This is a genomic window from Pseudomonas sp. HMSC057H01 (assembly GCF_001836405.1).
GTDB classification, from domain to species: Bacteria; Pseudomonadota; Gammaproteobacteria; order Pseudomonadales; family Pseudomonadaceae; genus Pseudomonas; species Pseudomonas aeruginosa.
The window spans coordinates 26,246-49,606 of the sequence record NZ_KV828475.1; the positions used below are offsets into that span (position 1 = coordinate 26,246).

A 23,361-nucleotide genomic window follows, 5' to 3' on the forward strand; every position below is an offset into this window, starting at 1 on the left:
GAGGCGGGCCGTTTCGCGTTCCGACCGGGTGAAGTTGCGGGCGGGCTTACCGGTGAACCCCTTCGAAACCCTGTAGCACGTTCACCGCGTTGATCCCGATTTCCTCCACCGCGTAGCCTCCCTCCATCACGAACAGCGTGGCCAGGCCGAGCTTGCCGATGGCTTCGCCCATGCGCAGGTAGTCGGGGCTGTCCAGGCGGAACTGGGAAATCGGGTCCTCCTTGAAGGTATCCACCCCCAGGGAAACGATCAGGACGTCCGCCGCATAGGCCTGGATCTGCCGGATCGCCGCCTGCAGCGCCTGGCTCCAGGTCGCCCAGTCGCTGCCGGCCGCCAGTGGGTAGTTGAAGTTGTAGCCGGTGCCGACGCCGTTGCCCTTCTCGTCGGCGTAGCCGAGGAAATAGGGGTATTCGAAGCGCGGATCGCCGTGGATCGAGGTGAACAGCACATCGGCGCGGTCGTAGAAGATGTCCTGGGTGCCGTTGCCATGGTGGTAGTCGACGTCGAGGATCGCCACCCGCCCGGCGCCCCGGTCGAGGAAGGCCTGGGCGGCGATGGCGGCATTGTTGAAGAAGCAATAGCCGCCCATGTAGTCGGCCGCGGCGTGGTGGCCCGGCGGGCGACAGAGCGAAAATACCGAGCGCGCGCCGTTGGCGAGTTCGGACTGGCCGCTGAGGGCGACGTTGGCCGAACTGGTGATCGCCTGCCAGGTCCCGGCGGTGATCGGCGCGCCGGCGTCGAAGGAGTAGTAGCCGAGGCGACCGTCGATGTTGTCCGGCTCCGTCTGCCGCAGGCGCCGGGTCGGCCAGGCGATCGGCAGCATGTCGTGGCTGCGGCCGGTGGCCAGCCAGTCCTGCCAGGCGTTCTGCAGGAAACGCACGAAACCCTCGCTGTGCACCCGGCGGATCGGTTCCAGGCCGAAGTCGCGCGGTGCGCGGACTTCGCCGAGGCCGACGGCCTTCACGCGGTCGAGGACCATGTCGGCGCGGCTGGGTTTTTCGAAGCAGGGGGTGAACTGGCCGCCGATCAGTTCGTGCCGGCCGTGGTGCAGGCGATGGTCGTCGCTGTAGATGGTCAGCATGTCGGGCTCCCGGGCTCAGTTCTGTTCGGAGAAGGTCACGGTCGGCGCCTTGCGGCGGAAACCGCCGGTATGCAACGCCAGGTAGGCGAGGCCGGCGGCGAACCAGGTCAGGCCGATCACCAGGGTCAGCGCCGAGAGGCTGGTCCACAGCCACAGGGTCAGGCCCAGGCCGATGGCCGGCACCAGCCCGTAGCGCAGCAGGTCGCGCGGGGCGCGGCGGCCGTCGAGCAGCAGGTAGCTGCGGATCACCGCCAGGTTCACCGCGGAGAACGCCACCAGCGCGCCGAAGCTGATCATCGAGGCCAGGGTGGTGAGGTCGATGACCACCGCCAGCAGGGAAATCACCGAGACCACCAGGATCGCGATCACTGGCGTCTTGAAGCGCTCCGAGAGGCTGCCGAACACGCGCCGCGGCAGGATGCCGTCGCGGCCCATGCTGTAGAGGATGCGCGACACCGAGGCCTGCGAGGCCAGTGCCGAGCCGGCGGCGCCGGCGACGTAGGCGGCGGTGAAGAAGCTGGCGAGGAACTTGCCGCCGGCCGCCAGCATCACTTCGTTGGCCGCCGACTCGGCGTCCTGGAATACGCTGCCGGGGAACACCAGTTGGCTGAAGACCGCCAGCACGGTGAACAGCAGGCCGGCGCCGACCGTGGTGATGACGATGGCGCGCGGGATGTCGCGTTGCGGGTCGCGGGTTTCCTCGGCCAGGGTCGAGACCGCGTCGAAGCCGAGGAACGACAGGCACAGCACCGCCGCGCCGGCCATCAACGGGGCGAAGCCCGGCTGGCTGCCGTCGCCGACGAAGGGCAGGCTCAGGTCCAGCGAGGGGATGCCGGCCAGGTGCTTGACCGCCATGGCGACGAACACCACGGCGAAGACGAACTGGGCGCCGACGATCACGTTGCTCATGCCGGCCACCGAGCTGATGCCGATCACGTTGAGCACGGTGACCAGGCCGATCGCCGTGAGCACGAAGACCCAGGCCGGCACCATCGGGAAGGCGATGTTGAGGAACAGGCCGATGAGCAGGTAGTTGATCATCGGCAGGAACAGGTAGTCGAGCAGCAGCGACCAGCCGGCGAGGAAGCCGACGCAGGGGCCGAAGCTGAGGCTGGTATAGGAATAGGCCGAGCCGGCGATGGGATATTTCTTCACCATGAAGCTGTAGGAAAAGGCGGTGAAGAGCATCGCCGCCAGGGTGATCAGGTAGGCGCTGGCGGTGCGACCGCCGGTGATCTCGGTGACTACCCCGTAGGTGGTGAACATGGTCAGCGGAACCATGTAGACCAGCCCGAAGAAGACCAGGGCGGGGAGCCCGAGGATGCGCCGCAGGCCGGTGCCCTGGGCGCTGTGGACGTACTCGGGGCGCTTGCCGCCGATGAGGATGCCGTTGTTGCGTTGGCTGGCCATGTTCCGCTCCTCGCGAAATGCCGTATCGATCCCGCAGGCGGCCGCGTGGGCGGACCTTTCCTGCGCCGGGTGAATGGACGGGCTAGTGGAAAGCCGCTGGGGTTTCCGCCGGGTCGGTGGAGAGGGCAGTGACGAGAGGGCGCGCGGCGTGTGCGGGCACGGGCGTTGGGGCGTCGATAGTGTTCATGGCGTTCTCAGGAAGCGTTCTTGTTGGATTTCTAGCTCGCGGTCGCGAGGTTCCCTTGGGCTCTGCCGGCGCCGTTTCCGCGGCTCCGGGCGACCCCTCGAGGAGGGCGCGGTTCGACTCTAGCAATCCGGTTTCGCCGGGGAGAACCCTGTAGACGGTCAAAAAGGGATCGAGATGGCCAAACTGGCTGGCCGGCCAGCGCTGGCGCGAGCTGGCCGCCAGCGCCGCGTCGATCATTTCTTAAGCTTGGTCCAGACCTTGCTGCGCAGCGCCAGGGCTTTCGGCGAGCAGAGCTTGAACGGCTTCAGGCGGTTGAGCTTGTCCTGCGGGGTGTTGATCGCCGGGTCGTCGAACAGCGCCTTCTCCATGAATTTCTCCGAGCCGACGATGGCGTTGTTGTACTTGGCGAAGTTGGAGGCGGCGGCGATGTTCTCCGGGCGCATCATCCAGTCGATGAAGACGTGGGCTTCCTTGACGTTGCTGGCGTCGCGCGGAATCGCGAAGTTGTCGATGAACAGCCGGATGCCTTCCTTCGGATAGACGTATTCGAGGCTGGGGCGTTGGGCGTGGGCGCGGTGGAAGGCGCCGTTCCACTGCTGGTGCATGGCGACCTCGCCGGCGGCCATGCGCTCGATGGTGCCGTCGCTGTTGTACATGGCCAGCGCCGGCTTTTGCCTGAGCAGCAGGTCGAGGACCTTCTGCGCTTCCCTGGCGTCCTCGGTGCATTCGTCGATGCCGAGGTAGTAGGTGGCGGGAATGAACAGTTCCTCGATGGAGTTCAGCGCCACCACCTTGCCTTTCAGCTCGGCTGGTGGTTCGAAGAACGGCTTCCAGCTTTCTTCCAGCCTGCCGCCCGGCACCTTCGCCGTATCGTAGCTGTAGCCGGTGGTGCCCCAGAGATAGGGAATGCTGTAGTCGTGGCCGGGATCGAAGCCAAGGGTCCGGAAGTTTTCCTTCAGATTGCCCAGGCTCGGCAACTGGCTCTTGTCGAGCTTTTGCAGCAGCCCCTCCTTGACGAAAATCTCTATGAAGCTGTCCGACGGCACCACCACGTCGTAGGCGCCGCCCCCGGCCTTGAGCTTGGCCAGCAGCGTCTCGTTGCTGTCGTAGGCGTCGAGGGTGGCCTTGATCCCGGTGTCCTTCTCGAACTTCTTCAGCAACTCCGGCGGGTAGTAGTCCGACCAGTTGGCGAAGTGCAGGGTGCCTTCGGCGCGAGCCTGGCCGCCCAGGGCTAGACCGGCGGCGAAGAGCAGGGTGAGCGGTGTGCGGTAGGTCATGGTGGACTCCTGGCGATCTTCTGTTTTTTCTTCGTGGAGGCAGATTCTCAGCGGCGGCGTTGGCCGAGGTAGTACGACAGGGCGACGAAGGCGATGGAAATCATGAGGATGATCGATGAAATCGCATTGATCTTCGGGGATATGCCCATGCGGATGGAGCTGAAGATGTACACCGGCAGGGTGGTTGCGCCGGCGCCGGCGACGAAATAGGTGATGACGAAATCGTCCATCGAGATGATGAACGCGAGCATCGCCCCGGACAGCACGCCGGGCATCAGCAGCGGCAGGGTGATTTTCCAGAAGGCCTTCCACGGCGAGGCGTAGAGGTCGGCGGCGGCCTCTGCCAGGCGCGGGTCCAGGCCCTCCAGGCGGGCGCGGATCGGCAGGTAGGCGAAGGGGATGCAGAACACGATGTGGGCGATGAGGATGGTGAACAACGACAGCTTCAGGCCGATGAAGGAGAAGAACATCAGGGTCGCCACCGCGGTGACGATCTCCGGCACCAGCAACGGCAGGCCGAGCACGCCGTTCATCAGGGTCTGTCCGCGGAAGGCGCGACCGCGCATGCCCAGCGCGGCGAGGGTGGCCAGGACGGTCGAGGCCAGGGTGGCGAGGGTGGCGACGATCAGCGAGTTCTTCGCCGCGCGGAGGATTTCCGGATCGTTGGCCACCACCGCGTACCATTTCAGGCTGAAGCTCTCCCAGAGCGTCGCCGACTGGCCGCTGTTGAAGCTGAGCGCTACCAGCACCAGGATCGGGATGTAGAGGAAGGCGAAGAACAGCCAGGCGGCCTGGCGCACGCCGCTGAAGGTCCAGAGTGGATTGCGGCCGTTCATGGCTGGCCTCCGCCGGCGTTGGCCCGGAAGCGCAGGCTGTGGATCAGCATCGCCAGCAGGACGAAGGCCAGCAGGGCGAACGAAAGGGCGGCGCCGAAGGGCCAGTTGTGCGCGGTACCGAATTGCAGCTGGATCAGGTTGCCGATCATCAGCGCCTTACCGCCGCCGAGCAATTCCGGAATGATGTAGCTGCCCAGGGCCGGGATGAATACCAGGATGCAGCCGGCGACTATCCCCGGCATCGCCAGCGGCACGATCACCCGGCGCAGCGCTTTCCAGCGGTTGGCGCCGAGGTCGAATGTCGCCTCCACCAGGCGCCAGTCCATCTTTTCCAGGCTGGTGTAGATCGGCAGCACCATGAACGGCAGGTAGGTATAAAGGAGGCCGATGATCACCGCGTTATCGGTATAGAGCAGCCCCAGCCCGGTGTCGGTCAGGCCGATGCCTTGCAGGCCGGCGTCCACCAGCCCGCCGTTGCGCAGCAGCAGGATCCAGGCGTAGACCCGCACCAGCAGGTTGGTCCAGAACGGCACGGTGACCAGGAACAGCAGCAGGTTGCGCCGGCGTTCCGGCTGCAACGCCAGGTACAGCGCGGTGGGGAAGCCGAGTGCCAGGCAGCCGAGGGTGGTCAGCAGCGACAGCCAGAACGAGCGCTGGAAGATGCCCAGGTAGTCGGCGTTGAACACCAGGCTGTCGTCCAGGTCGCGTTCCCAGAGGAAATTGAGGTAGGCCTCCAGGCTGTGCTGGCCCCACTTCACCCCGCCGTAGTCGCCGGACTGCTGGATCGACACGGCGAACATGATGCCTAGCGGGATCACCAGGAACAGCACCAGCATCAGCATCGCCGGGCTGCTCAGCAGCAGGCGCCGACGCAGTTGCCGGCGTTCGGCCGACTGTTGCGCGGAAGGTCGGCCGGTGGCGCTCATTCGGCGAGCACCCGGATGGCGGCGGCGGGAACCCGCACCCGCACCTTCGCCCCCGGACTGTGCGGGCAGCGTGCGCCGTCGCGGTTCTGCTGGCGCACGCGGAAGCCCGGCTGGCCGGCCACGTTCAGGTGGTAGACGGTATCGGTGCCGACATAGACGACGTTTTCCAGCACGCCTTCCAACTGGCCGTCGGCGGCCAGTTCGGTGCGCTCCGGGCGGATCGCCAGGGTCACCGCGCCGCTGCCCGGGGTCGTCGCGGCCAGCCGCTGGCCGTCCGCCAGGCGCACGCCGTCGGCGTCGGCCTGGCCCTCGAGGAAGTTGGTTTCGCCGATGAAGTCGGCGACCGCCCGGTTCAGCGGCGCCTCGTAGATGTCGCTGGGTGTGCCGACCTGCAGCACCTTGCCCTTGCTCATCACCGCGATGCGGTCGGACATGGTCAGCGCTTCCTCCTGGTCATGGGTGACGAAGATGAAGGTGATCCCGGTCTCGTGCTGCAGGCGCTTCAGCTCGATCTGCATTTCCTTGCGCAGCTTCAGGTCCAGCGCCGACAGCGACTCGTCGAGCAGCAGCACCTTGGGCCGGCTGGCCAGCGCGCGGGCCAGGGCGATGCGTTGCTGCTGGCCACCGGACAACTGGTCGGCGCGGCGCTTGCCGACCTCCGGCAGCTTCACCAGCTCGAGCATGCGGCTCACGGTGGCGTCGATCTCGCTGCGCGGGCGGCCCTGCATCTCCAGGCCGAAGCCGATGTTCTCGGCGACGCTCATGTGCGGGAACAGCGCATAACTCTGGAACACCGTGTTGACCGGGCGGCGGAACGGCGGCAGGCCTTCCATGCGTTCGCCATAGAGGCGGATGCTGCCGGAGCTGGGTTGTTCGAAACCGGCGATGAGGCGGAGGAGGGTGGTCTTGCCGCAGCCGGAAGGGCCGAGGAGGGTGAAGAATTCGTTGGCGTGGATATCCAGGGACACATCGTCAAGGGCCTTCAGGCCTTGGCCGGGGGTACCGAATTCCATGCAGATCCGCTCGATGGCTATCGCGCTGGTCATGCTGAATTCCATGCAGTCAAGCAGTTGTTATTGTTGAGGTTTTGCGGTTTCTGGGGCCCGCTTCACCTGCTGCGGTTCGATAATGACCGGGGCGCCGCGGGCGCAGAACGATAGATGCGGCCAATAAGGGATCGAACAGGCCAATCTGGTGGCGCTGGAAGAAGACTGCGGATGCTCTCTTGTCGTCTCTTTCGGACAGGAAACTCGGACCTGTCCGAGTCGCCCGGGCGGCTGGCTGACTTTAAGCTTGGCTTCAGCCTGGAGCCGTAGCTTGCGTAGGAAAGGTCGGGCGCAGCCCGTTTCCATACAGCGTACAGGCTCTATGCTATGACTATCCACGCCCAAACTCCCGAGCCGTTTTCAATGTCCCGAGCTTTTACGCCTCGCCGTCTGCTGCTGGCCGTCCTGCTGGTCGCGCTGACCGCGCTGGTCCTTCTCGGCCAGAGCTTCCGCGTCTTCGACCGGGCCTGGTTCGCTGTCCAGGAGTGGCGTCACGCCGATGCCTGGAAAGAGCGCTCGATATGGCTGCCGGACTACCGCGTGCGGATCGAGGCGCAGCCCATCGAGGGGTTGAACGACGACGTTTCCGCGCTGACCTTCGATCCCGACCGGCGCACCCTGTTCACCGTGACCAACCAGCCGGCGCAGATCATCGAGCTGTCCTTGCAGGGCAAGGTACTGCGGACCATCCCGCTGACCGGCTTCGGCGACGCCGAGGCCATCGAGTACATCAGCCGCGGTGTCTACGTGATCACCGACGAGCGCCAGCAACGCCTGGTCAAGGTGCGCCTGGAGGACGATACGCGCTTCATCGACGCTGCCGATGCCCAGCAGCTTTCGCTGGGTATCGGCCTCAACGGCAACAAGGGTTTCGAGGGGCTGGCCTACGACGCCGAGGGCAAGCGCCTGTTCGTCGCCAAGGAGCGCGACCCGGTGCGCATCTACGAGATCCACGGTTTCCCCCACACCCAGGCGGACAAACCGTTCGCCGTGCACGTGGTGGACGACCCCGGGCGCGACAAGCGCCTGTTCGTCCGCGACCTGTCCAGCCTGCAGTTCGACGAGGGCACTGGGCACCTGCTGGCGTTGTCCGACGAGTCGCGTCTGGTAGTCGAGCTGGACACCGACGGCGAGCCGGTCAGCACCCTGTCGCTGCTGCGCGGCATGCACGGCCTGAAGCGCAGCGTGCCGCAGGCCGAGGGCGTGGCGATGGACGACCGTGGCGTGCTCTACCTGGTCAGCGAACCGAACCTGTTCTACGTGTTCAGCAAGGACGAGCCGGCGCAGCCCTGACGCGGATGCGGGGACGGCAGGAGCGTCCCCTGGCCCGCTCAGAACTGCCAGTTCACCCCGAGCGAATAGCCCGCCTGGTTGCCTTCGCTGTGGGCGAAGCGGCTGTTGGCTTCGGCGAAGACCCCGAGCTGCTCGGTGATCGCCAGTTGCGCGCCAAGCTGGGCGCGGCCGAAATCCTTGTCCACGCCGCCCATGTCGGCGACCCGGACACGCCCGTCGCCGCGGCTGGTCAGGTCCATGTCCTCCAGGCGTCCGTCCGCCAGCTCGCGGACCCAGCGCAGGCTGGCGTAGGGTTGCAGGCGCATTCTCGCACCCAGCGCCAGCTCGCCGCGCAGGCGCCAGCCGAGGCTCGCCTCCAGCGAGTCGTAGTCCTGCTTCTCGTAGCCGAGTGCGGTACGCAGGGCCTCGTCCTCGCGGAAGTCGTCGATGCGGTAGCGCATGTAGTCGAGACCGGCCAGCGGCCCGCTCCGCAGTTCGCCGAAGCTGAAGTCATAGCCGCCTTCCAGCCGGGCGCCCCAGGACCAGGCCGAGGTGTCGCCCGACAGACGCTGGTCGAGCAGCACCGGCCCGCCGGCGGCCTGGAGGTAGACCGAACGCTTGCTGTCGTAGCGGGTATGCCCGAGGTTCAGCTCGCCGGCCAGCCATTCCGGACCGCCGTCGTTGTACAGGCCGAACAGGCCGAGCTGCCAGGTGTCGCCCTCGATGCGCCCGCCATGGTCCAGCTTGTCGCGGCTGCGCTGGAAGGCCAGGCTGCCGCCGAGGGTCAGGGCCTCGCTGTAGCGGTAGTCGCCGAGCAGATGCACGCCGGCGCGCCTGGACTCCGGATCGCCAGGCATGTCGAAACCGCTGTCCGGCGAGACCTCGCCCTCCGCGCCCACCTCGCCGTCGAAGCTGCCTACCGGCCGGTTGCTGCCGAGCAGGGTCAGCCAGCGGCGGTCGTGCAGGCGGGTCAGTGCCTGGTGCTGGCGCTGCAACTGGTCTTCCATCTGCCGCGCCAGGGCGCCGCCGGAGGCGGTGGAGGCCAGCAGGTCGGCGTTGGTCAGCTCCAGCACCAGGCGCGTCAGCAGGCGGGAAAAGTCGCGCATGCGTTGCTCGATGCGCTCTTGGCCGAGGGCGTTGGTCAGTACTTCCTTGTTGTCCTCGGCCGGGTCGTGCCAGGTTGAGCCGCCGGGAATCGCCGGGTTGTCGGTCTGCTCGTAGCCGTCCAGGTCGCCCAGTTCCCAGTTGGTCGCCTCGATGAACAACACCGGGATGTCCATCCCGTTGAAGCTTTCGCCGTCGCTGCAGCAGCCGGTACCCGCCGGGTATTCGGCGTTCAGGCCGGGGTTGGTGAACAGCGGGATGTCCAGCTCGCGGGCGATGCGCAGGATCTGTTCGCGGTAGGCGCCGAGGGCCGGGTTGGACACGCTGTTGGAGCCGGCATGGGCGTACATCTTGTCGCCGGTGACCAGGCTGTCGAGGTTGATCATTCCCAGCAGGTTGGCGCGCTGGCTGGCGTCGAGGGACTCGACGTAGGCACGCGAACCGCGCAGGCCTTCCTCCTCGGCGCCGAAACCGACCACCTCGAGGCCGTTCTCCAGGGCGATGCCGCCGAGGTTGCGGGCGATCTCGGTGAGCACCGCCGCGCCCGAGGCGTTATCGTCCAGGCCCTGCAGGGTCGGGCGACCGTAGTAGGTGTCGTAGTGCGCGCCGAGTACCAGGAACTTCCCGCTGCTGCCGGGCGCCGAGGCGATGACGTTCTGCGAACTGCGGTTGCCGGCCCAGGTGAAGTCCTGGCGACTGGTCTGGTAGCCGAAGCCCAGGCGCGACTGCATCAGTTCGCTGGCGCCGGCGAAGCTGGCGGTGCCGCGATAGCGGCCCGGGTAGTCGGTGATCAGGCGCTCCAGGGTCTCCCCGGCGTATTCCCCGTATTGATAGGCGTTGGCACCCAACGACAGCGCAGCACATCCCAGGCCTACAGCGACAGCTAATGGTTTGAACACGGCACTTTCCTCTGTGTCGGTACGATGGTGCATCGAATGATGCTCGCGCCGCGGAAAGCAGGATGCGGACCGTTTCATGTCTCTGGAGCACGAATTGACGCCTGGGCGACCTGAGGTGTCGCTACGTTGTAACTGGCAGCGGCTTGGACGGCGAAGCAGAGAGAGGCAGCGGCCGGGAGTGTTACTTGCGAGCCTGAAAATGGGGCGCTGCGTTCAACTCCTGGGACGGGAAGTAACCGCGGAAGGGAATGCAGAGGTGGATGGGCGGCGCTTGTGCCTCGGCACAGGCGCCGCCAGGCCTCAGCTTTCGTCGCTGAGGCCGGCTTCCGGCGCTGCGCGCTTCACCGACTGCACGCCGGCTTCGGCGTTGGCCTGGCTGGCATAGAGCTGGCTCTGGCCGACGACCTGGCCATTGGTGGCCTTGAGCACGAAGTGGAACTTGCCGTTGTTGGCCGGCTTGACCTCGAAGGCACCGTCGCGCTGGGAGTTCTTGCGCACCGACTCGATGCCGCCGAGCGCCGAGTCCTTGGCCTTGTACAGTTCGCTGGTGAGAATGATCTCGCCGTTGGCGGCATGCAGGTTGAAGTGGAACTGGCCGTCTTTCGCTTTCTTCAGATGGAATTTGGCTGCCATGTCTAGCTCCTTGTTCACGGGGTGCGGCGGATCGCAACGGACCAGCCGTCTGCTGAGACACAGCGTAGCCGCTTTTGTTGCAGTGTCGCCCCGCACCGGTCATCGGCCTGGGGCGAGCGGGTTCAGGCCTTGAGGGTCTTGACGCCGTCGGCGGTGCCGAGCAGCAGCAGGTCGGCCGGGCGGGCGGCGAACAGGCCGTTGGTGACCACGCCGACGATGGCGTTGATCTTCTCTTCCAGTTCCACCGGGCTGTCGATGCGCAGGTTGTGCACGTCGAGGATGATATTGCCGTTGTCGGTCAGCACGCCTTCGCGGTAGACCGGATCGCCGCCGAGCTTCACCAGTTGGCGGGCGACGTGGCTGCGAGCCATCGGGATGACCTCCACCGGCAGCGGGAACTGGCCGAGGATGGGTACCAGCTTGCTGGCATCGGCGATGCAGATGAAGGTCTTGGCCACCGCGGCGACGATCTTCTCGCGGGTCAGCGCGGCACCGCCGCCCTTGATCAGCTCCAGGCGCTCGTTGCTTTCGTCGGCGCCGTCGACGTAGAACTCCAGCTCGCTGACCGTGTTCAGCTCGTAGACCGGGATGCCATGTTCCTTCAGGCGCTTGGCGGTGGCCTCCGAACTGGCCACTGCGCCGTCGAACTCGGCCTTGTGGCGGGCCAGGGCATCGATGAAGAAGTTGGCGGTGGAGCCTGTGCCGACGCCGACGATGCTCTTGCTGTCGAGGTGCGGAAGAATGTGGTCGACGGCGGCCTGTGCCACTGCCTGCTTGAGCTGATCCTGGTTCATCCCGGGTGCCTGTCTGGTTGCCTGGCCGGCCGTCCCGGCGGCGCAGGCGGAGGGTGCGCGCGGCCGGGGCGGCCCGGCGGGTTTCCGGCACGTCCTGTGCCGCTGCGATACGAAGGGACGAATTATAGCGGCCTGGCGTGCTCCGGTCTTGCCCCGGATGACCGGCAGTCGCGGTGTTTTCCTGCGGCACGCCGGTAGTCCGCCCGGCGGGCCTGGAGTAGACTCCGGGCTTCCGTGAAGTCCGCCGAACCGCCTCCGATGCTCGAACAATACGTCAAGAAGATCCTCACCTCGCGCGTCTATGACGTCGCGGTGGAAACGCCCCTGCAACCCGCCCGCCAGTTGTCCGAACGCCTCGGCAACCAGGTCCTGCTCAAGCGCGAGGACCTGCAGCCGGTGTTTTCCTTCAAGATCCGCGGCGCCTACAACAAGGTCGCGCAGCTCACCGAGGAGGAGAAGGCCCGCGGGGTGATCGCCGCCTCGGCCGGCAACCACGCCCAGGGCCTGGCCCTGGCGGCCAAGCGGCAGGGGATCAGGGCGGTCATCGTGATGCCCAAGACCACCCCCGAGATCAAGGTCCAGGCGGTGCGCGCCCACGGCGCCAAGGCGGTGCTGCACGGCGACGCCTTCCCCGAGGCGCTGGCCCACGCGCTGAAGCTGGTCGACGAGAAGGGCTACACCTTCGTCCATCCCTACGACGATCCGGACACCATCGCCGGCCAGGGCACCGTGGCCATGGAGATCCTCCGCCAGCAGCCCGGCCGCCTCGATGCGATCTTCGTCCCGGTGGGCGGTGGCGGATTGGTCGCCGGCATCGCCGCCTACGTCAAGTACCTGCGTCCGGAGATCAAGGTGATCGGCGTCGAGCCGGACGAGTCGAACTGCCTGCAGGCGGCCATGGCCGCCGGCGAGCGGGTGATGCTGGGCCAGGTCGGGCTGTTCGCCGACGGCGTGGCGGTGGCGCAGATCGGCCAGCACACCTTCGACATCTGCAAGGACCACGTCGACGAAGTGATCACCGTCAGCACCGACGAGATCTGTGCGGCGATCAAGGACATCTACGACGACACCCGCTCGATCACCGAGCCGGCCGGCGCGCTGGCGGTGGCCGGGATCAAGAAGTACGTTGAGCGCGAGCGCGCCGAGGGGCAGACCCTGGTGGCGATCGACTCCGGCGCCAACGTCAACTTCGATCGCCTGCGGCATGTCGCCGAACGCGCCGAACTGGGCGAGCGCCGCGAAGCGATCATCGCGGTGACCATTCCCGAGCGGCCGGGCAGCTTCAAGGCCTTCTGCGAGGCGGTCGGCAAGCGCCAGATCACCGAGTTCAACTATCGCTACCACAGCGGCAGCGAGGCGCACATCTTCGTCGGCGTGCAGACCCACCCGGAGAACGACCCGCGCGAGGCGCTGGTGGCCTATCTGCGCGAGAAGGGCTTCCCGGTCCTCGACCTGACCGACAACGAACTGGCCAAGCTGCACATCCGCCACATGGTTGGCGGCCATGCAGTGAAAGTCAGCGACGAGATGGTGTTCCGCTTCGAATTCCCCGAGCGGCCCGGCGCGCTGTTCAACTTCCTCACCAAGCTCGGCGGGCGCTGGAACATCTCGATGTTCCACTACCGCAACCATGGCGCGGCCGACGGCCGGGTGGTGGCCGGGTTGCAGGTGCCGGAAGACGAGCGCCACCTGATCCCGCAGACCCTGGAGGCGATCGGCTATCCGTACTGGGACGAGACCGCCAACCCGGCCTACCAGCTGTTCCTCGGCTGACCCGCGGCGGCTCGCCGACACGGGCTGCTAAGCTTCACGGGCAGGTGATCTCCTTCCTCGGGAACTGAGCCCGCCCCCGGCCCCTCAAACGGGCCGGGAACACGGACAAGGATGCGCTGATGGAACATTTTCTCCAGATCAAGATTCTCCACGGAGTCGCCACCGTGCTGCTCTTCGGCGGCCTGCTCGGCCTGGCGTTCTACGCCTGGCGCAGCTGGCGGACGGGCGACGCGGCGCGGATCGCGCGCGGTTTCAAGCGGGTCCGCCTGATCGGCTGGCCGCTGCTGGGGCTCAGCCTGCTGGCCCTGCCGGTCAGCGGCTGGTGGCTGGTGCACCTGGCCGGCTGGCCGTTGGGCCAGAGCTGGCTGCTGTTCGGCGCCTGCCTCTATCTGCTCGGCTGCATCTTCTGGCTGGTCCTCGCCGGCCGCCTGGCGCGGGTCCAGCACCAGGCCGGCGCCGCCGAGACGGCGGGGGCCGCGCTGGGCGAGCAGACCCTGCGCGAGATCAAGGTGGGCCTGGTCATGGCCCTGCTCGGTGCGGCCAGCTTCATCGCGGTGGCGGTACTGATGGTCAGCAAGCCGCTCTGAAACGCCAACGAAATGGACTTCACCGGCCTTCGCCGGTTCTGTAGGAACGCATGCGTATTCTGCTGGTAGGCGCGGGAGGTTTCGTCGGGCGGCACCTGCTCCCGGCGCTGCTCGCCGCCGGACACGAACTGCTCCTCACCGCGCGCCGCCCGCCGGTCGATGCGCCTGCCGGCGTACGCTGGCTGGCGCTCGACCTGGAGCGGCTTGCGGAAAGGCCGGACAGCTTCGCCTGGCCCGCCGGGGTCGACCTGCTGATCAACGCCGCCGGCACCATGAGCCTCGACGAGGCGAGCATGGCTCGCGTCCAGGACAGCGGCGCGCGAGCACTCTTCGACCTCGCTGCGGCCCATGGGGCGAAGGTCCTGCAGATTTCCGCGCTGGGCGCCGGTGCGCACCCGGACGTGACCTTCCTCGCCAGCAAGGCGGCGGCCGACCGCCACCTGCTGGAACTGGGCATCCCGGCGCTGGTGCTGCGCCCGTCCCTGCTGCTGGGGCCGGGCGGCGCCAGCAGCGCCTGGCTGGAACGCCTGTCGCCGCTACCGCTGATTCCCTTGCTGGACAATCGCGCGCGCCTGCAACCGCTGCATGTCGAGGACCTGGTCGGCGCGGTGCTGGCCTTGCTGCGCTGCTGGCCGGAGCGGGCGCAGGTGATTCCGCTGGTGGGTCCGCAGGCGCTGACCCAGGGCGAGCTGCTGGACGAGCTGCGCCGCGCCCAGGGTTGGCCGCGCGGCCGCTATGTGGTGCCGCCCGCGGCGCTTCTCGATGCGTTGGGCGGGCTTGGCCGGCGTGCTGGCTGGCGGACACTGAGTCCATCGATGCTGAAGCTGGTGCGCCACGACAACCTGGCCGACCCGGCACTCCTCGATGCGGCCTGCGGCTATCGTTGCGCGCCGCTGGCCAGTCGGCTGCTCGGCTGGCCGCAGGCGGCACGCAGCCTGGCGGCTCTGATGCGGCCGCTGATGCTGGCGGCCCTGGTGCTGATCTGGCTGGGTACCCTGGTCGCCTGCCTGGGGCCGGGTTACGGCTGGGGCCTGCGGATCCTCGGCGAGGCCGGCATCCACGGCTGGCCGGCGAGCCTGGCGGTGATCGCCGGGGCCCTGCTCGACGGCGCGCTCGGCGTCGGCCTGCTGCTCCGCCGCTGGCGTCGGCGCGCGCTGCTGGCGCAGTTCTGGCTGATGCTTGGCTACAGCCTGGCGATCAGCCTGATCCTGCCGCACTACTGGTACGACCCCTACATGGCGGTCGGCAAGAACATCGTGCTGATGGTGGCCACGCTCTGGCTGCTGGGCGACGAACCTCGAGCCAAGGAGGCCCGTGGATGAACCTTTACCTACTGCTGAAGACCCTGCATATCCTTTCCTCGACCATTCTTTTCGGCACCGGCCTGGGGTCGGCCTACTACGCCCTGCGTGCCTGGCGCAGCGGGCAGTTGCCGGTGATCGCAGTGACCTTCCGCCACCTGGTCACCGCCGACTGGCTGTTCATCGCCACCACCGCGGTGTTCCAGCCGCTCAGCGGCCTGGCCATGGTGCATGTCGCCGGCTGGTCGCTGGCCCAGGGCTGGTTGCTGTGGAGCCTGGGCCTCTACGTGTTCGCCGGGCTCTGCTGGCTACCGGTGGTGTGGTTGCAGATCCGCGTACGCGACATGGCCGAGGCTGCCTTGCGCGAGGCGCGGCCCATCGAACCGCTGGCGTACCGCTACATGAACGCCTGGTTCATCCTCGGCTGGCCGGCCTTCATCGCCTTCATGGTCATCTTCTACCTGATGGTCAACAAGCCGGTCTGAGAGTCCGCTCGGCGCAACCAGAGCAACGCCAGGACCAGGAACGCCAGGGAGCCGCCCCAGTACAACCAGGCGAAGCCGCCGGGCCGCTCCAGCAGGAGGAAGGCCAGGGCCGGGCCCAGCGCGGCACCGAGGTCCTGGACGATGGAGTAGCGGGTCATGAAACCGACCACGTCGCCGGCGCGGGCGACGTCGGCGGCGAGGGCGTCGGTCAGGGTGGTGAGGGCGGTGGCGACCAGCATCACCAGCAGGGCGATGGCCAGCCAGGCGAGAATGGGCAGCCTGCTGGAAAGCAGGCCGAAGCCCATTGCGCCGACCAGTAGCGCAGCCACGTAGAAGCGCCGACGCCCGCGCGGGCCATCCGACCAGGCGCCGAAGCGCCCGGCCAGCCAGGGCTCCCAGGACCAGCGCAGGGCCTGGATGATCCCGGAGAGGCCGGCGGCGCTGAGCGCCAGGCCGAGCAGGCTGACCTCGGTGCCGAAGCTGCGGGCGATCAGGGCGCTCAGGGTGGCGGCGAGTACGCCCTGGATCAGGAGGGCGGTGGCGAAGCCGCTGAGGATCACCAGGCCGCGCGGCGGCGGGCGCCTGGCGACGCTGGTGGATGCCGTTGCGGCGGAGGTCCGCGCCTGTCCGGCGGGATTCTCCGGCAGGTCGAAACCCTTCGCCAGCAGCGGCAGGCCGAGCAGTGCCAGGATCGCGAAGGACAGCGCCAGCGCCGGCAGGCCGAGGACCGGCACCAGCAGCCCGCCGAGCAGCATGCCGACCAGGCTGCCCAGGCGGTAGAGGCCGTTGTACAGGCCCATGGCGTGGCCGCGCTGGTGGTCGGCGGCGCAGTAGACCACCGCCGAGAGCCCGCCGATGCGGAAGAACGACCAGCCGATCCCCCACAGTCCGCGCAGCAGCACCCAGGCCAGGAAACCGCTGGCCAGGCCGTAGCCGGCGGTGCTCAACACGCCGATGACGACCGCCAGGAGCAGGCCGGTCTTCAGTGCCAGGTGCTTGTACAGGCGGCCGATCAGCGGATTGAAGGGCAGGCGGATCAGGCGGTTGATCGACAGCAGCACGCCGACCTGCCAGAGCGCCTCCAGGCCGACCTCGTGCCAGTAGATCGGCAGGGCGATATAAAGCATCGAATCGCCGGCCAGGCATAGCGCGGTGACCAGGGCGACGATCACGACCGGCCGCAGCGAGCCGGGAGTGGGGGCGGTGTGGGGCATCCTGGGTCCGCCGTGGCGCCGCCCGTCGGACGGCGCACTTGTCAGTGGGTCAACGCAGGGAAATGATCGGCCAGCCGCGTTTTTCCGCCTCGGCGCGCAGGCGCGGATCGGGGTCGACGGCCACCGGCCGGCTGACCTTCTCCAGCAGCGGCAGGTCGTTCAGCGAGTCGCTATAGAAGCTGGCGCCTTCCAGGTTCAGGCCGTTCTCGTCGAGCCAGCGTTGCAGGCGAACCACCTTGCCGCCCTGGAAGCAGGGCACGTCGAAGGTCTGCCCGGTGTAGCGGCCGTCGCGCATCTCGCACTCGGTGGCAATCAGGGTCTCCACCCCGAGTCGTTCGGCGATCGGGCCGGTGACGAAGCGGTTGGTGGCGGTGATGATCACCAGCCGGTCGCCGGCGGCGCGGTGCTCGGCGAGCAGCGCCTCGCCCTTGGCCAGCACGATCGGCTCGATCACTTCCTGCATGAATTGGCGGTGCCAGGTTTCCAGCTGGGCCATATCGGTGCGACCGAGGATCGCCTGGGTGAAGGCCTGGTAGGCAAGGACGTCGAGCTTGCCGGCCACGTAGTCGGCATAGAAGGCGTCGTTGCGCGCCTGGTATTCGGCGGCGTCGACCAGGCCGCGCTGGCACAGCCATTCGCCCCAGCTATGGTCGCTGTCGCCGGCGAGCAGGGTGTTGTCGAGATCGAAAAGGGCCAGACGCACGGGGTGACTCCATCGGTTGGCGGGTGGCGGGAGGGCCGCGAGAGCCTTTTGCGAAGGCTCCCACCGGGCCTTGGGAAAACCCCTAGCCTACCGGCTTTTGCCGGCCCTGTATCCTCCCCGCACGAGTCGCAAAGCCGCGCGTTGCCGCTATCACAAGCTTTATGGAACAATGCGGGCACATGCGATTTCGAGGATGTCCCAGCGTGATCGATTCCGATGGTTTTCGCCCGAATGTCGGCATCATTCTCGCCAACGAGGCGGGGCAGGTGCTGTGGGCGCGGCGTATCAATCAGGAAGCCTGGCAGTTCCCGCAGGGAGGCATCAATGATCGCGAAACGCCGGAAGAGGCGCTGTATCGCGAATTGAACGAAGAAGTCGGGCTGGAGGCCGGGGACGTGCGCATCCTGGCCTGCACCCGCGGCTGGCTGCGCTACCGTTTGCCGCAGCGCCTGGTGCGGACCCACAGCCAGCCGCTGTGCATCGGCCAGAAGCAGAAATGGTTCCTGCTGCGGCTGATGTCCGACGAGGCGCGCGTGCGCATGGATATCACCAGCAAGCCCGAGTTCGACGGCTGGCGCTGGGTGAGTTACTGGTACCCCCTGGGACAGGTGGTGACCTTCAAGCGCGAGGTCTACCGCCGCGCCCTGAAGGAACTGGCCCCGCGCCTTCTGGCGCGGGACTGAACACGGAGACAAGGCCCCGAGCATGCTCAACACGCTGCGCAAGATCGTCCAGGAAGTGAACTCCGCCAAGGATCTGAAGGCGGCGCTGGGCATCATCGTGCAGCGGGTCAAGGAAGCCATGGGTACCCAGGTCTGCTCGGTGTACCTGCTCGACACCGAGACCCAGCGTTTCGTCCTGATGGCCACCGAAGGCCTCAACAAGCGTTCCATCGGCAAGGTCAGCATGGCCCCCAGCGAAGGCCTGGTCGGCCTGGTCGGCACCCGCGAGGAGCCGCTCAACCTGGAGAACGCCGCCGCCCACCCGCGCTACCGCTATTTCGCCGAGACCGGCGAGGAGCGCTACGCGTCGTTCCTCGGCGCGCCGATCATCCACCATAGGCGGGTGATGGGGGTGCTGGTGGTGCAGCAGAAGGAGCGCCGCCAGTTCGACGAAGGCGAGGAGGCCTTCCTCGTCACCATGAGCGCCCAGCTCGCCGGGGTCATCGCGCATGCCGAGGCGACCGGTTCGATCCGCGGCCTGGGCAAGCTCGGCAAGGGCATCCAGGAAGCCAAGTTCGTCGGCGTGCCCGGCGCCCCCGGGGTCGGGGTGGGCAAGGCGGTGGTGGTGTTGCCTCCGGCCGACCTGGAAGTGGTGCCGGACAAGCAGGTCGACGACATCGACGCCGAGATCGCCCTGTTCAAGCAGGCCCTGGAGGGCGTTCGCGCCGACATGCGCGCGCTGTCGAGCAAGCTCGCCAGCCAGTTGCGCAAGGAAGAACGCGCGCTGTTCGACGTCTACCTGATGATGCTCGACGATGCCTCCATCGGCAACGAGGTCAAGCGCATCATCCGTACCGGCCAGTGGGCCCAGGGCGCCCTGCGCCAGGTGGTGATGGAGCACGTGCAGCGCTTCGAGCTGATGGACGACGCCTATCTCCGCGAGCGCGCCTCCGACGTCAAGGACATCGGTCGCCGCCTGCTCGCCTACCTGCAGGAAGAACGCAAGCAGAACCTGACCTACCCGGAGCAGACCATCATCGTCAGCGAGGAGCTGTCGCCGGCGATGCTCGGCGAGGTGCCGGAAGGGCGCCTGGTCGGCCTGGTCTCGGTGCTCGGCTCGGGCAACTCGCACGTGGCGATCCTCGCCCGTGCCATGGGCATCCCCACGGTGATGGGGGCGGTCGACCTGCCGTACTCCAAGGTCGACGGTATCGACCTGATCGTCGATGGCTACCACGGCGAGGTCTACACCAACCCCTCCGCCGAGCTGGTGCGCCAGTACAGCGACGTGGTCGCCGAGGAGCGCGAGCTGAGCAAGGGCCTGGCGGCCCTGCGCGAGCTGCCCTGCGAGACCCTCGACGGCCACCGCATGCCGCTCTGGGTCAACACCGGCCTGCTCGCCGATGTCGCCCGCGCCCAGGAGCGTGGCGCCGAGGGCGTGGGCCTGTACCGCACCGAAGTGCCGTTCATGATCAACGACCGCTTCCCCAGCGAGAAGGAACAGCTGGCGATCTACCGCGAGCAGCTCAGTGCCTTCCACCCGCTGCCGGTGACCATGCGCACCCTGGATATCGGCGGCGACAAGGCGCTGTCCTACTTCCCGATCAAGGAAGACAACCCGTTCCTCGGCTGGCGCGGCATCCGCGTCACCCTCGACCACCCGGAGATCTTCCTGGTCCAGACCCGCGCCATGCTCAAGGCCAGCGAAGGACTGGACAACCTGCGCATCCTGCTGCCGATGATCTCCGGCACCCACGAGCTGGAAGAGGCCCTGCACCTGATCCACCGCGCCTGGGGCGAGGTGCGCGACGAGGGCGTGGACATCGCCATGCCGCCTATCGGCATGATGGTCGAGATTCCCGCCGCCGTGTACCAGACCCGCGAGCTGGCCCGTCAGGTCGACTTCCTTTCGGTCGGTTCGAACGACCTGACCCAGTACCTGCTGGCGGTCGACCGCAACAATCCGCGGGTCGCCGACCTCTACGACTACCTGCATCCGGCCGTGCTGCATGCGTTGAAGAAGGTGGTCGACGATGCCCACCTGGAAGGCAAGCCGGTGAGCATCTGCGGCGAGATGGCCGGCGATCCCGCGGCTGCCGTGCTGCTGATGGCGATGGGCTTCGACAGCCTGTCGATGAACGCCACCAACCTGCCCAAGGTGAAGTGGCTGCTGCGCCAGATCACCCTGGACAAGGCCCGGGACCTGCTCGGCCAGTTGCTCACCTTCGACAACCCGCAGGTCATCCACAGCTCGCTGCACCTGGCGTTGCGCAACCTCGGCCTGGGTCGCGTGATCAACCCGGCGGCTACCGTCCAGCCCTGATTTCCCGCGCGCCGGACGCTTCGTCGTGCGGCGCTTACGCTTTCCCCGCAAGCGTATAGACTGCCTGCCATTCGGTAGAGGCCACTGGCCAGTCGAACGTGCGAGGGATTGCCGCAAAATGGACGAACGGGCGTCGAAGCCGCCAGGTCTTCTTCCGCTGTCACGCGAAGACCTTGAGAAAACCCTGCGATATGCCCTGGAGATCGTCAGCGACGGGATCTGGGACTGGAACATCGCGACCAACCAGGTCAGCCGCAGCGCCGGCTGGTACCTGATGCTCGGCTATCCGCCACATAGCCTGCCGGAGAGCGTGGAGACCTGGAAGAACATCATCCATCCCGAGGACTATCCGCGGGTGATGGCCAGCTTCCAGGCCTACCTCGACGGCGAAAGCCCGGAATACTGCGAGGAATACCGCTGCCGCACCTACAGCGGGGATTACCTGTGGATCAGCGATCGCGGGCGTTTCGTCGAGTTCGACGAGCGCGGCGAGCCACGGCGGATGATCGGTGCGCACCACGAGATCCATCAGCGCAAGCTGGTCGAGCTGGAGTTGCAGCAGCGCAACGAGGAACTGTTCGACTGGAACCGGCGTCTCGAGGACCTGGTGGCCGAGCGCACCGAGGCGCTGCACCGGGTCAACCAGGCGCTGGCCTCGAAGATGGCCGAGGCCCAGCGCCTGAGCGAAATCGATCCGCTCACCGAGCTGTACAACCGGCGCAAGTTCGAGCAGTGCCTGCACCATGAATGGATGCGCCGGCAGCGCCATGGACGCGCGACGGCACTGATGATGATCGATGTCGATCACTTCAAGCGGATCAACGACCTGTTCGGCCACTCCACCGGCGATCGCGTGCTGGTCGCCTTCGGCCGCCTGGTCGCCAGCGAGCTGCGCGAGGTCGACGTGCTGGCGCGCTGGGGCGGCGAGGAGTTCATCCTGCTGCTTCCGGAAACCGGCCTGGAGGCCGCGGCGGCCTTGGCCGAACGCCTGCGCCAGCGGGTTCGCTCGCAGTCCTTCGAGATGGGCGAGCGGTTGACCGCCAGCTTCGGCGTCGGCGTGCTGAACGATGGCGAGACCCTCGACCTGCTGCTGTGCCGGGTGGACGACGCCCTCTATCGGGCCAAGCAGCGTCGCGATTGCGTGGCCTGTTGCTGAAGGTCAGCCTGGCGGCAGCACCAGGCTGACCTCGCCGAGCCGGGCGCCGGACGGCCCGAAGCTGCGCTCGATCATCTCCCGCGTGCCGTCGGCGTGTACCCGTACGACGCTGCTGGCGCGAGTGCCGTAGCTCGGGCTGGCGATGAACACGCTGGAGAGCAGACGTTCCGTGGCCAGACCCACGCCGGTATCCGGCAACTGGCTGTCGGCGGCCGGCGCTGCGTCGGCCAGCAGCTCCAGCAGGGCCTGCGGATGCGGCTCGGCAAGCCGCTCGGCGAGGGCGGCGCGAGCCTTGAGCAGCTTCGGCCAGGGCGTATCGAGGGCCGCGTTGGACAGCCCGTAGACCCCCGCCGGCAGCAGGCGCGGTGGCCCTACGCGGGGGTTGTAGTGCCAGAGCTGATGGCGATCGCCAATGAGCAGGTTGAAGCCGGAATAGTCCGCAGCGCGCCCGGCGACCTGCGCCAGGTAGTCGGCCGGGTTGCCGCCGCCGCGCAGGAAGTCCGCCACCAGTTCGCCACGGGAGCGCTTGCCGAGAGCCTGCGACGGATCGCGGACGTTGGTCAGGGCGGCGAAACGGCCGGCCGGGCCGAGCCCCAGCCAGGTGCCGCCGGCCTCCAGGTCGCGTCCGGCGAATACCCCCTCGGCGTCCTCCCAGGCCGCCAGCGGCAGGCTCGGGCGGGCATAGAATTCGTCACGGTTGGCGGCGACCAGCAGCGGCAGGGCGTGCCCCGGTTGCCAGGCGAAGACGATCAGGCACATGCGCGGTCCTTGGGATGGGCTGGCCGTCAGGCTAAAGGCATCCGCCATCGCCGTTCAAGCACGACGCCTGCCGCACGGCGCGCAATTCCGTTACCATGCCGGCTTTCCAACGGGGGCGTGCATGGAGTTTCTCCTCTATATCGTGCTGGGCGCCTGTGCCGGCGTGCTGGCCGGACTGTTCGGCGTCGGTGGCGGCCTGATCATCGTCCCGGCGCTGGTCTTCAGCTTCACCGCGCACGGTTTCGGCGGCGACGTCCTGACCCAGATGGCGGTCGGCACCTCCCTGGCGACCATCGTCTTCACTTCGATCAATTCCATTCTCGAACACCATCGGCGCGGCGCGGTGCGCTGGCCGGTGTTCGCCTGGATGACCCTCGGCATCCTCATCGGCAGTGCCCTCGGCGCGCTGACCGCGGCGCAGATCAAGGGGCTGCTGTTGCAGAAGATAATCGGGGTGTTCGCCATCCTGGTCGCTTTGCAGATGGTTCTCGATCTCAAGCCAAAGGGTAGCCGCGAGGTGCCCGGCAAGGGCGGCCTGACCCTGGCCGGCGCGGTGATCGGCTGGGCCTCGGCGATCTTCGGCATCGGCGGCGGTTCGCTGACCGTGCCTTTCCTCAGTTGGCGCAGCGTGCCGATGCAGCAGGCGGTGGCGACTTCCTCGGCCTGCGGCCTACCTATCGCCATTTCCGGCGCCCTGTCGTTCATCGCGGTCGGCTGGCACAACCCGCAGTTGCCGGAGTGGAGCCTGGGCTACGTCTATCTGCCGGCGTTGGTCGGCATCGCCGCCACCAGTATGCTGTTCGCCCGCTTCGGCGCGCGCCTGGCGCATCGTTTGTCGCCGCGCGTACTCAAGCGACTGTTCGCCCTGCTGCTGTTCAGCGTGGGCATAAGTTTCCTGACCCCCGATCTCGCTTTTCTGTCGTAGGAGTTATC

21 protein-coding genes are annotated in these 23,361 nt (G+C 67.3%); 9 read left to right on the forward strand and 12 right to left on the reverse strand.

Annotated features, from left to right (window positions below; translation table 11 throughout):
- Window positions 1-46 precede the first annotated feature (46 nt).
- The 6 genes from aphB to HMPREF2581_RS15585 all read right to left on the reverse strand — a co-directional run bounded on the left by aphB (window position 47) and on the right by HMPREF2581_RS15585 (window position 6,763).
- Window positions 47-1,081 (reverse strand): acetylpolyamine amidohydrolase AphB, encoded by a 1,035-nt coding sequence (gene aphB, locus HMPREF2581_RS15560; protein WP_003110574.1) that lies wholly within the window; start codon window positions 1,079-1,081, stop codon window positions 47-49.
- A 15-nt stretch (window positions 1,082-1,096) separates the two neighbouring features.
- A complete protein-coding gene (locus HMPREF2581_RS15565; RefSeq protein WP_003110575.1) occupies window positions 1,097-2,491 on the reverse strand; it encodes an APC family permease in 1,395 nt (464 codons plus the stop codon).
- 420 nt (window positions 2,492-2,911) lie between these two features.
- Window positions 2,912-3,955 (reverse strand): ABC transporter substrate-binding protein, encoded by a 1,044-nt coding sequence (locus HMPREF2581_RS15570; RefSeq protein ID WP_004364977.1) that lies wholly within the window; start codon window positions 3,953-3,955, stop codon window positions 2,912-2,914.
- Between the two features lie 47 nt (window positions 3,956-4,002).
- Entirely contained in the window at window positions 4,003-4,791 is a 789-nt protein-coding gene (locus tag HMPREF2581_RS15575; RefSeq protein WP_003084366.1) for an ABC transporter permease, read from the reverse strand.
- Window positions 4,788-5,717, reverse strand: coding sequence for an ABC transporter permease (locus tag HMPREF2581_RS15580; RefSeq protein WP_004364979.1), 930 nt, complete (start codon window positions 5,715-5,717; stop codon window positions 4,788-4,790). Before HMPREF2581_RS15580 ends, HMPREF2581_RS15575 begins: the two co-directional genes overlap by 4 nt.
- Window positions 5,714-6,763, reverse strand: coding sequence for an ABC transporter ATP-binding protein (locus tag HMPREF2581_RS15585; protein ID WP_004364982.1), 1,050 nt, complete (start codon window positions 6,761-6,763; stop codon window positions 5,714-5,716). The genes HMPREF2581_RS15580 and HMPREF2581_RS15585 overlap by 4 nt, the downstream gene beginning before the upstream one ends.
- Before the next feature lie 327 nt (window positions 6,764-7,090).
- Between HMPREF2581_RS15585 and HMPREF2581_RS15590 the strand changes: the two genes are divergently transcribed.
- A complete protein-coding gene (locus HMPREF2581_RS15590; RefSeq protein ID WP_004364984.1) occupies window positions 7,091-8,056 on the forward strand; it encodes an SdiA-regulated domain-containing protein in 966 nt (321 codons plus the stop codon).
- Window positions 8,057-8,094: 38 nt separating this feature from the next.
- On the opposite strand, the gene HMPREF2581_RS15595 is transcribed toward HMPREF2581_RS15590, so the two are convergent.
- The 3 genes from HMPREF2581_RS15595 to rpiA form a co-directional block, all read right to left on the reverse strand.
- Complete coding sequence (locus HMPREF2581_RS15595; RefSeq protein ID WP_004364986.1) at window positions 8,095-10,038, reverse strand: autotransporter outer membrane beta-barrel domain-containing protein; 1,944 nt, start codon at window positions 10,036-10,038, stop codon at window positions 8,095-8,097.
- Window positions 10,039-10,338: 300 nt separating this feature from the next.
- Complete coding sequence (locus HMPREF2581_RS15600; protein WP_003110581.1) at window positions 10,339-10,671, reverse strand: YegP family protein; 333 nt, start codon at window positions 10,669-10,671, stop codon at window positions 10,339-10,341.
- A 122-nt stretch (window positions 10,672-10,793) separates the two neighbouring features.
- Complete coding sequence (gene rpiA, locus HMPREF2581_RS15605) at window positions 10,794-11,465, reverse strand: ribose-5-phosphate isomerase RpiA (protein ID WP_003084386.1); 672 nt, start codon at window positions 11,463-11,465, stop codon at window positions 10,794-10,796.
- Window positions 11,466-11,699: 234 nt separating this feature from the next.
- Between rpiA and ilvA the strand changes: the two genes are divergently transcribed.
- The 4 genes from ilvA to HMPREF2581_RS15625 all read left to right on the forward strand — a co-directional run bounded on the left by ilvA (window position 11,700) and on the right by HMPREF2581_RS15625 (window position 15,611).
- On the forward strand, window positions 11,700-13,238 hold the full coding sequence (gene ilvA / locus HMPREF2581_RS15610; RefSeq protein WP_071535559.1) for a threonine ammonia-lyase, biosynthetic: 1,539 nt from the start codon (window positions 11,700-11,702) through the stop codon (window positions 13,236-13,238).
- A 119-nt stretch (window positions 13,239-13,357) separates the two neighbouring features.
- Entirely contained in the window at window positions 13,358-13,825 is a 468-nt protein-coding gene (locus HMPREF2581_RS15615) for a DUF2269 domain-containing protein (RefSeq protein ID WP_003084389.1), read from the forward strand.
- A gap of 50 nt (window positions 13,826-13,875) precedes the next feature.
- Window positions 13,876-15,147, forward strand: coding sequence for an SDR family oxidoreductase (locus HMPREF2581_RS15620; RefSeq protein ID WP_004364992.1), 1,272 nt, complete (start codon window positions 13,876-13,878; stop codon window positions 15,145-15,147).
- The gene (locus HMPREF2581_RS15625; protein WP_003084393.1) at window positions 15,144-15,611 is read left to right on the forward strand and encodes a DUF2269 family protein; all 468 of its coding nucleotides are present in this window, start codon (window positions 15,144-15,146) and stop codon (window positions 15,609-15,611) included. The genes HMPREF2581_RS15620 and HMPREF2581_RS15625 overlap by 4 nt, the downstream gene beginning before the upstream one ends.
- Here HMPREF2581_RS15625 and HMPREF2581_RS15630 read toward each other — a convergent pair.
- Both HMPREF2581_RS15630 and HMPREF2581_RS15635 read right to left on the reverse strand, forming a co-directional pair.
- Window positions 15,584-16,825, reverse strand: a complete 1,242-nt coding sequence (locus tag HMPREF2581_RS15630) for an MFS transporter (RefSeq protein WP_004364994.1) — start codon at window positions 16,823-16,825, stop codon at window positions 15,584-15,586. The two genes, HMPREF2581_RS15625 and HMPREF2581_RS15630, sit on opposite strands and share 28 nt — an antisense overlap.
- 49 nt (window positions 16,826-16,874) lie before the next feature.
- Window positions 16,875-17,528 (reverse strand): histidinol-phosphatase, encoded by a 654-nt coding sequence (locus HMPREF2581_RS15635; RefSeq protein ID WP_004364996.1) that lies wholly within the window; start codon window positions 17,526-17,528, stop codon window positions 16,875-16,877.
- Window positions 17,529-17,731: 203 nt separating this feature from the next.
- On the opposite strand from HMPREF2581_RS15635, the gene HMPREF2581_RS15640 reads away from it, so the two are divergent.
- From HMPREF2581_RS15640 to HMPREF2581_RS15650, 3 genes are all read left to right on the forward strand, one after another.
- The gene (locus tag HMPREF2581_RS15640; RefSeq protein ID WP_003084400.1) at window positions 17,732-18,211 is read left to right on the forward strand and encodes an RNA pyrophosphohydrolase; all 480 of its coding nucleotides are present in this window, start codon (window positions 17,732-17,734) and stop codon (window positions 18,209-18,211) included.
- 22 nt (window positions 18,212-18,233) lie between these two features.
- Window positions 18,234-20,513 (forward strand): phosphoenolpyruvate--protein phosphotransferase, encoded by a 2,280-nt coding sequence (gene ptsP, locus HMPREF2581_RS15645; RefSeq protein ID WP_003084404.1) that lies wholly within the window; start codon window positions 18,234-18,236, stop codon window positions 20,511-20,513.
- A 118-nt stretch (window positions 20,514-20,631) separates the two neighbouring features.
- A complete protein-coding gene (locus HMPREF2581_RS15650) occupies window positions 20,632-21,669 on the forward strand; it encodes a sensor domain-containing diguanylate cyclase (RefSeq protein WP_016254322.1) in 1,038 nt (345 codons plus the stop codon).
- 3 nt (window positions 21,670-21,672) lie between these two features.
- On the opposite strand, the gene HMPREF2581_RS15655 is transcribed toward HMPREF2581_RS15650, so the two are convergent.
- Entirely contained in the window at window positions 21,673-22,428 is a 756-nt protein-coding gene (locus tag HMPREF2581_RS15655; RefSeq protein ID WP_003084407.1) for an NRDE family protein, read from the reverse strand.
- Window positions 22,429-22,549: 121 nt separating this feature from the next.
- On the opposite strand from HMPREF2581_RS15655, the gene HMPREF2581_RS15660 reads away from it, so the two are divergent.
- On the forward strand, window positions 22,550-23,353 hold the full coding sequence (locus HMPREF2581_RS15660) for a sulfite exporter TauE/SafE family protein (protein ID WP_003128899.1): 804 nt from the start codon (window positions 22,550-22,552) through the stop codon (window positions 23,351-23,353).
- Window positions 23,354-23,361: the final 8 nt, after the last annotated feature.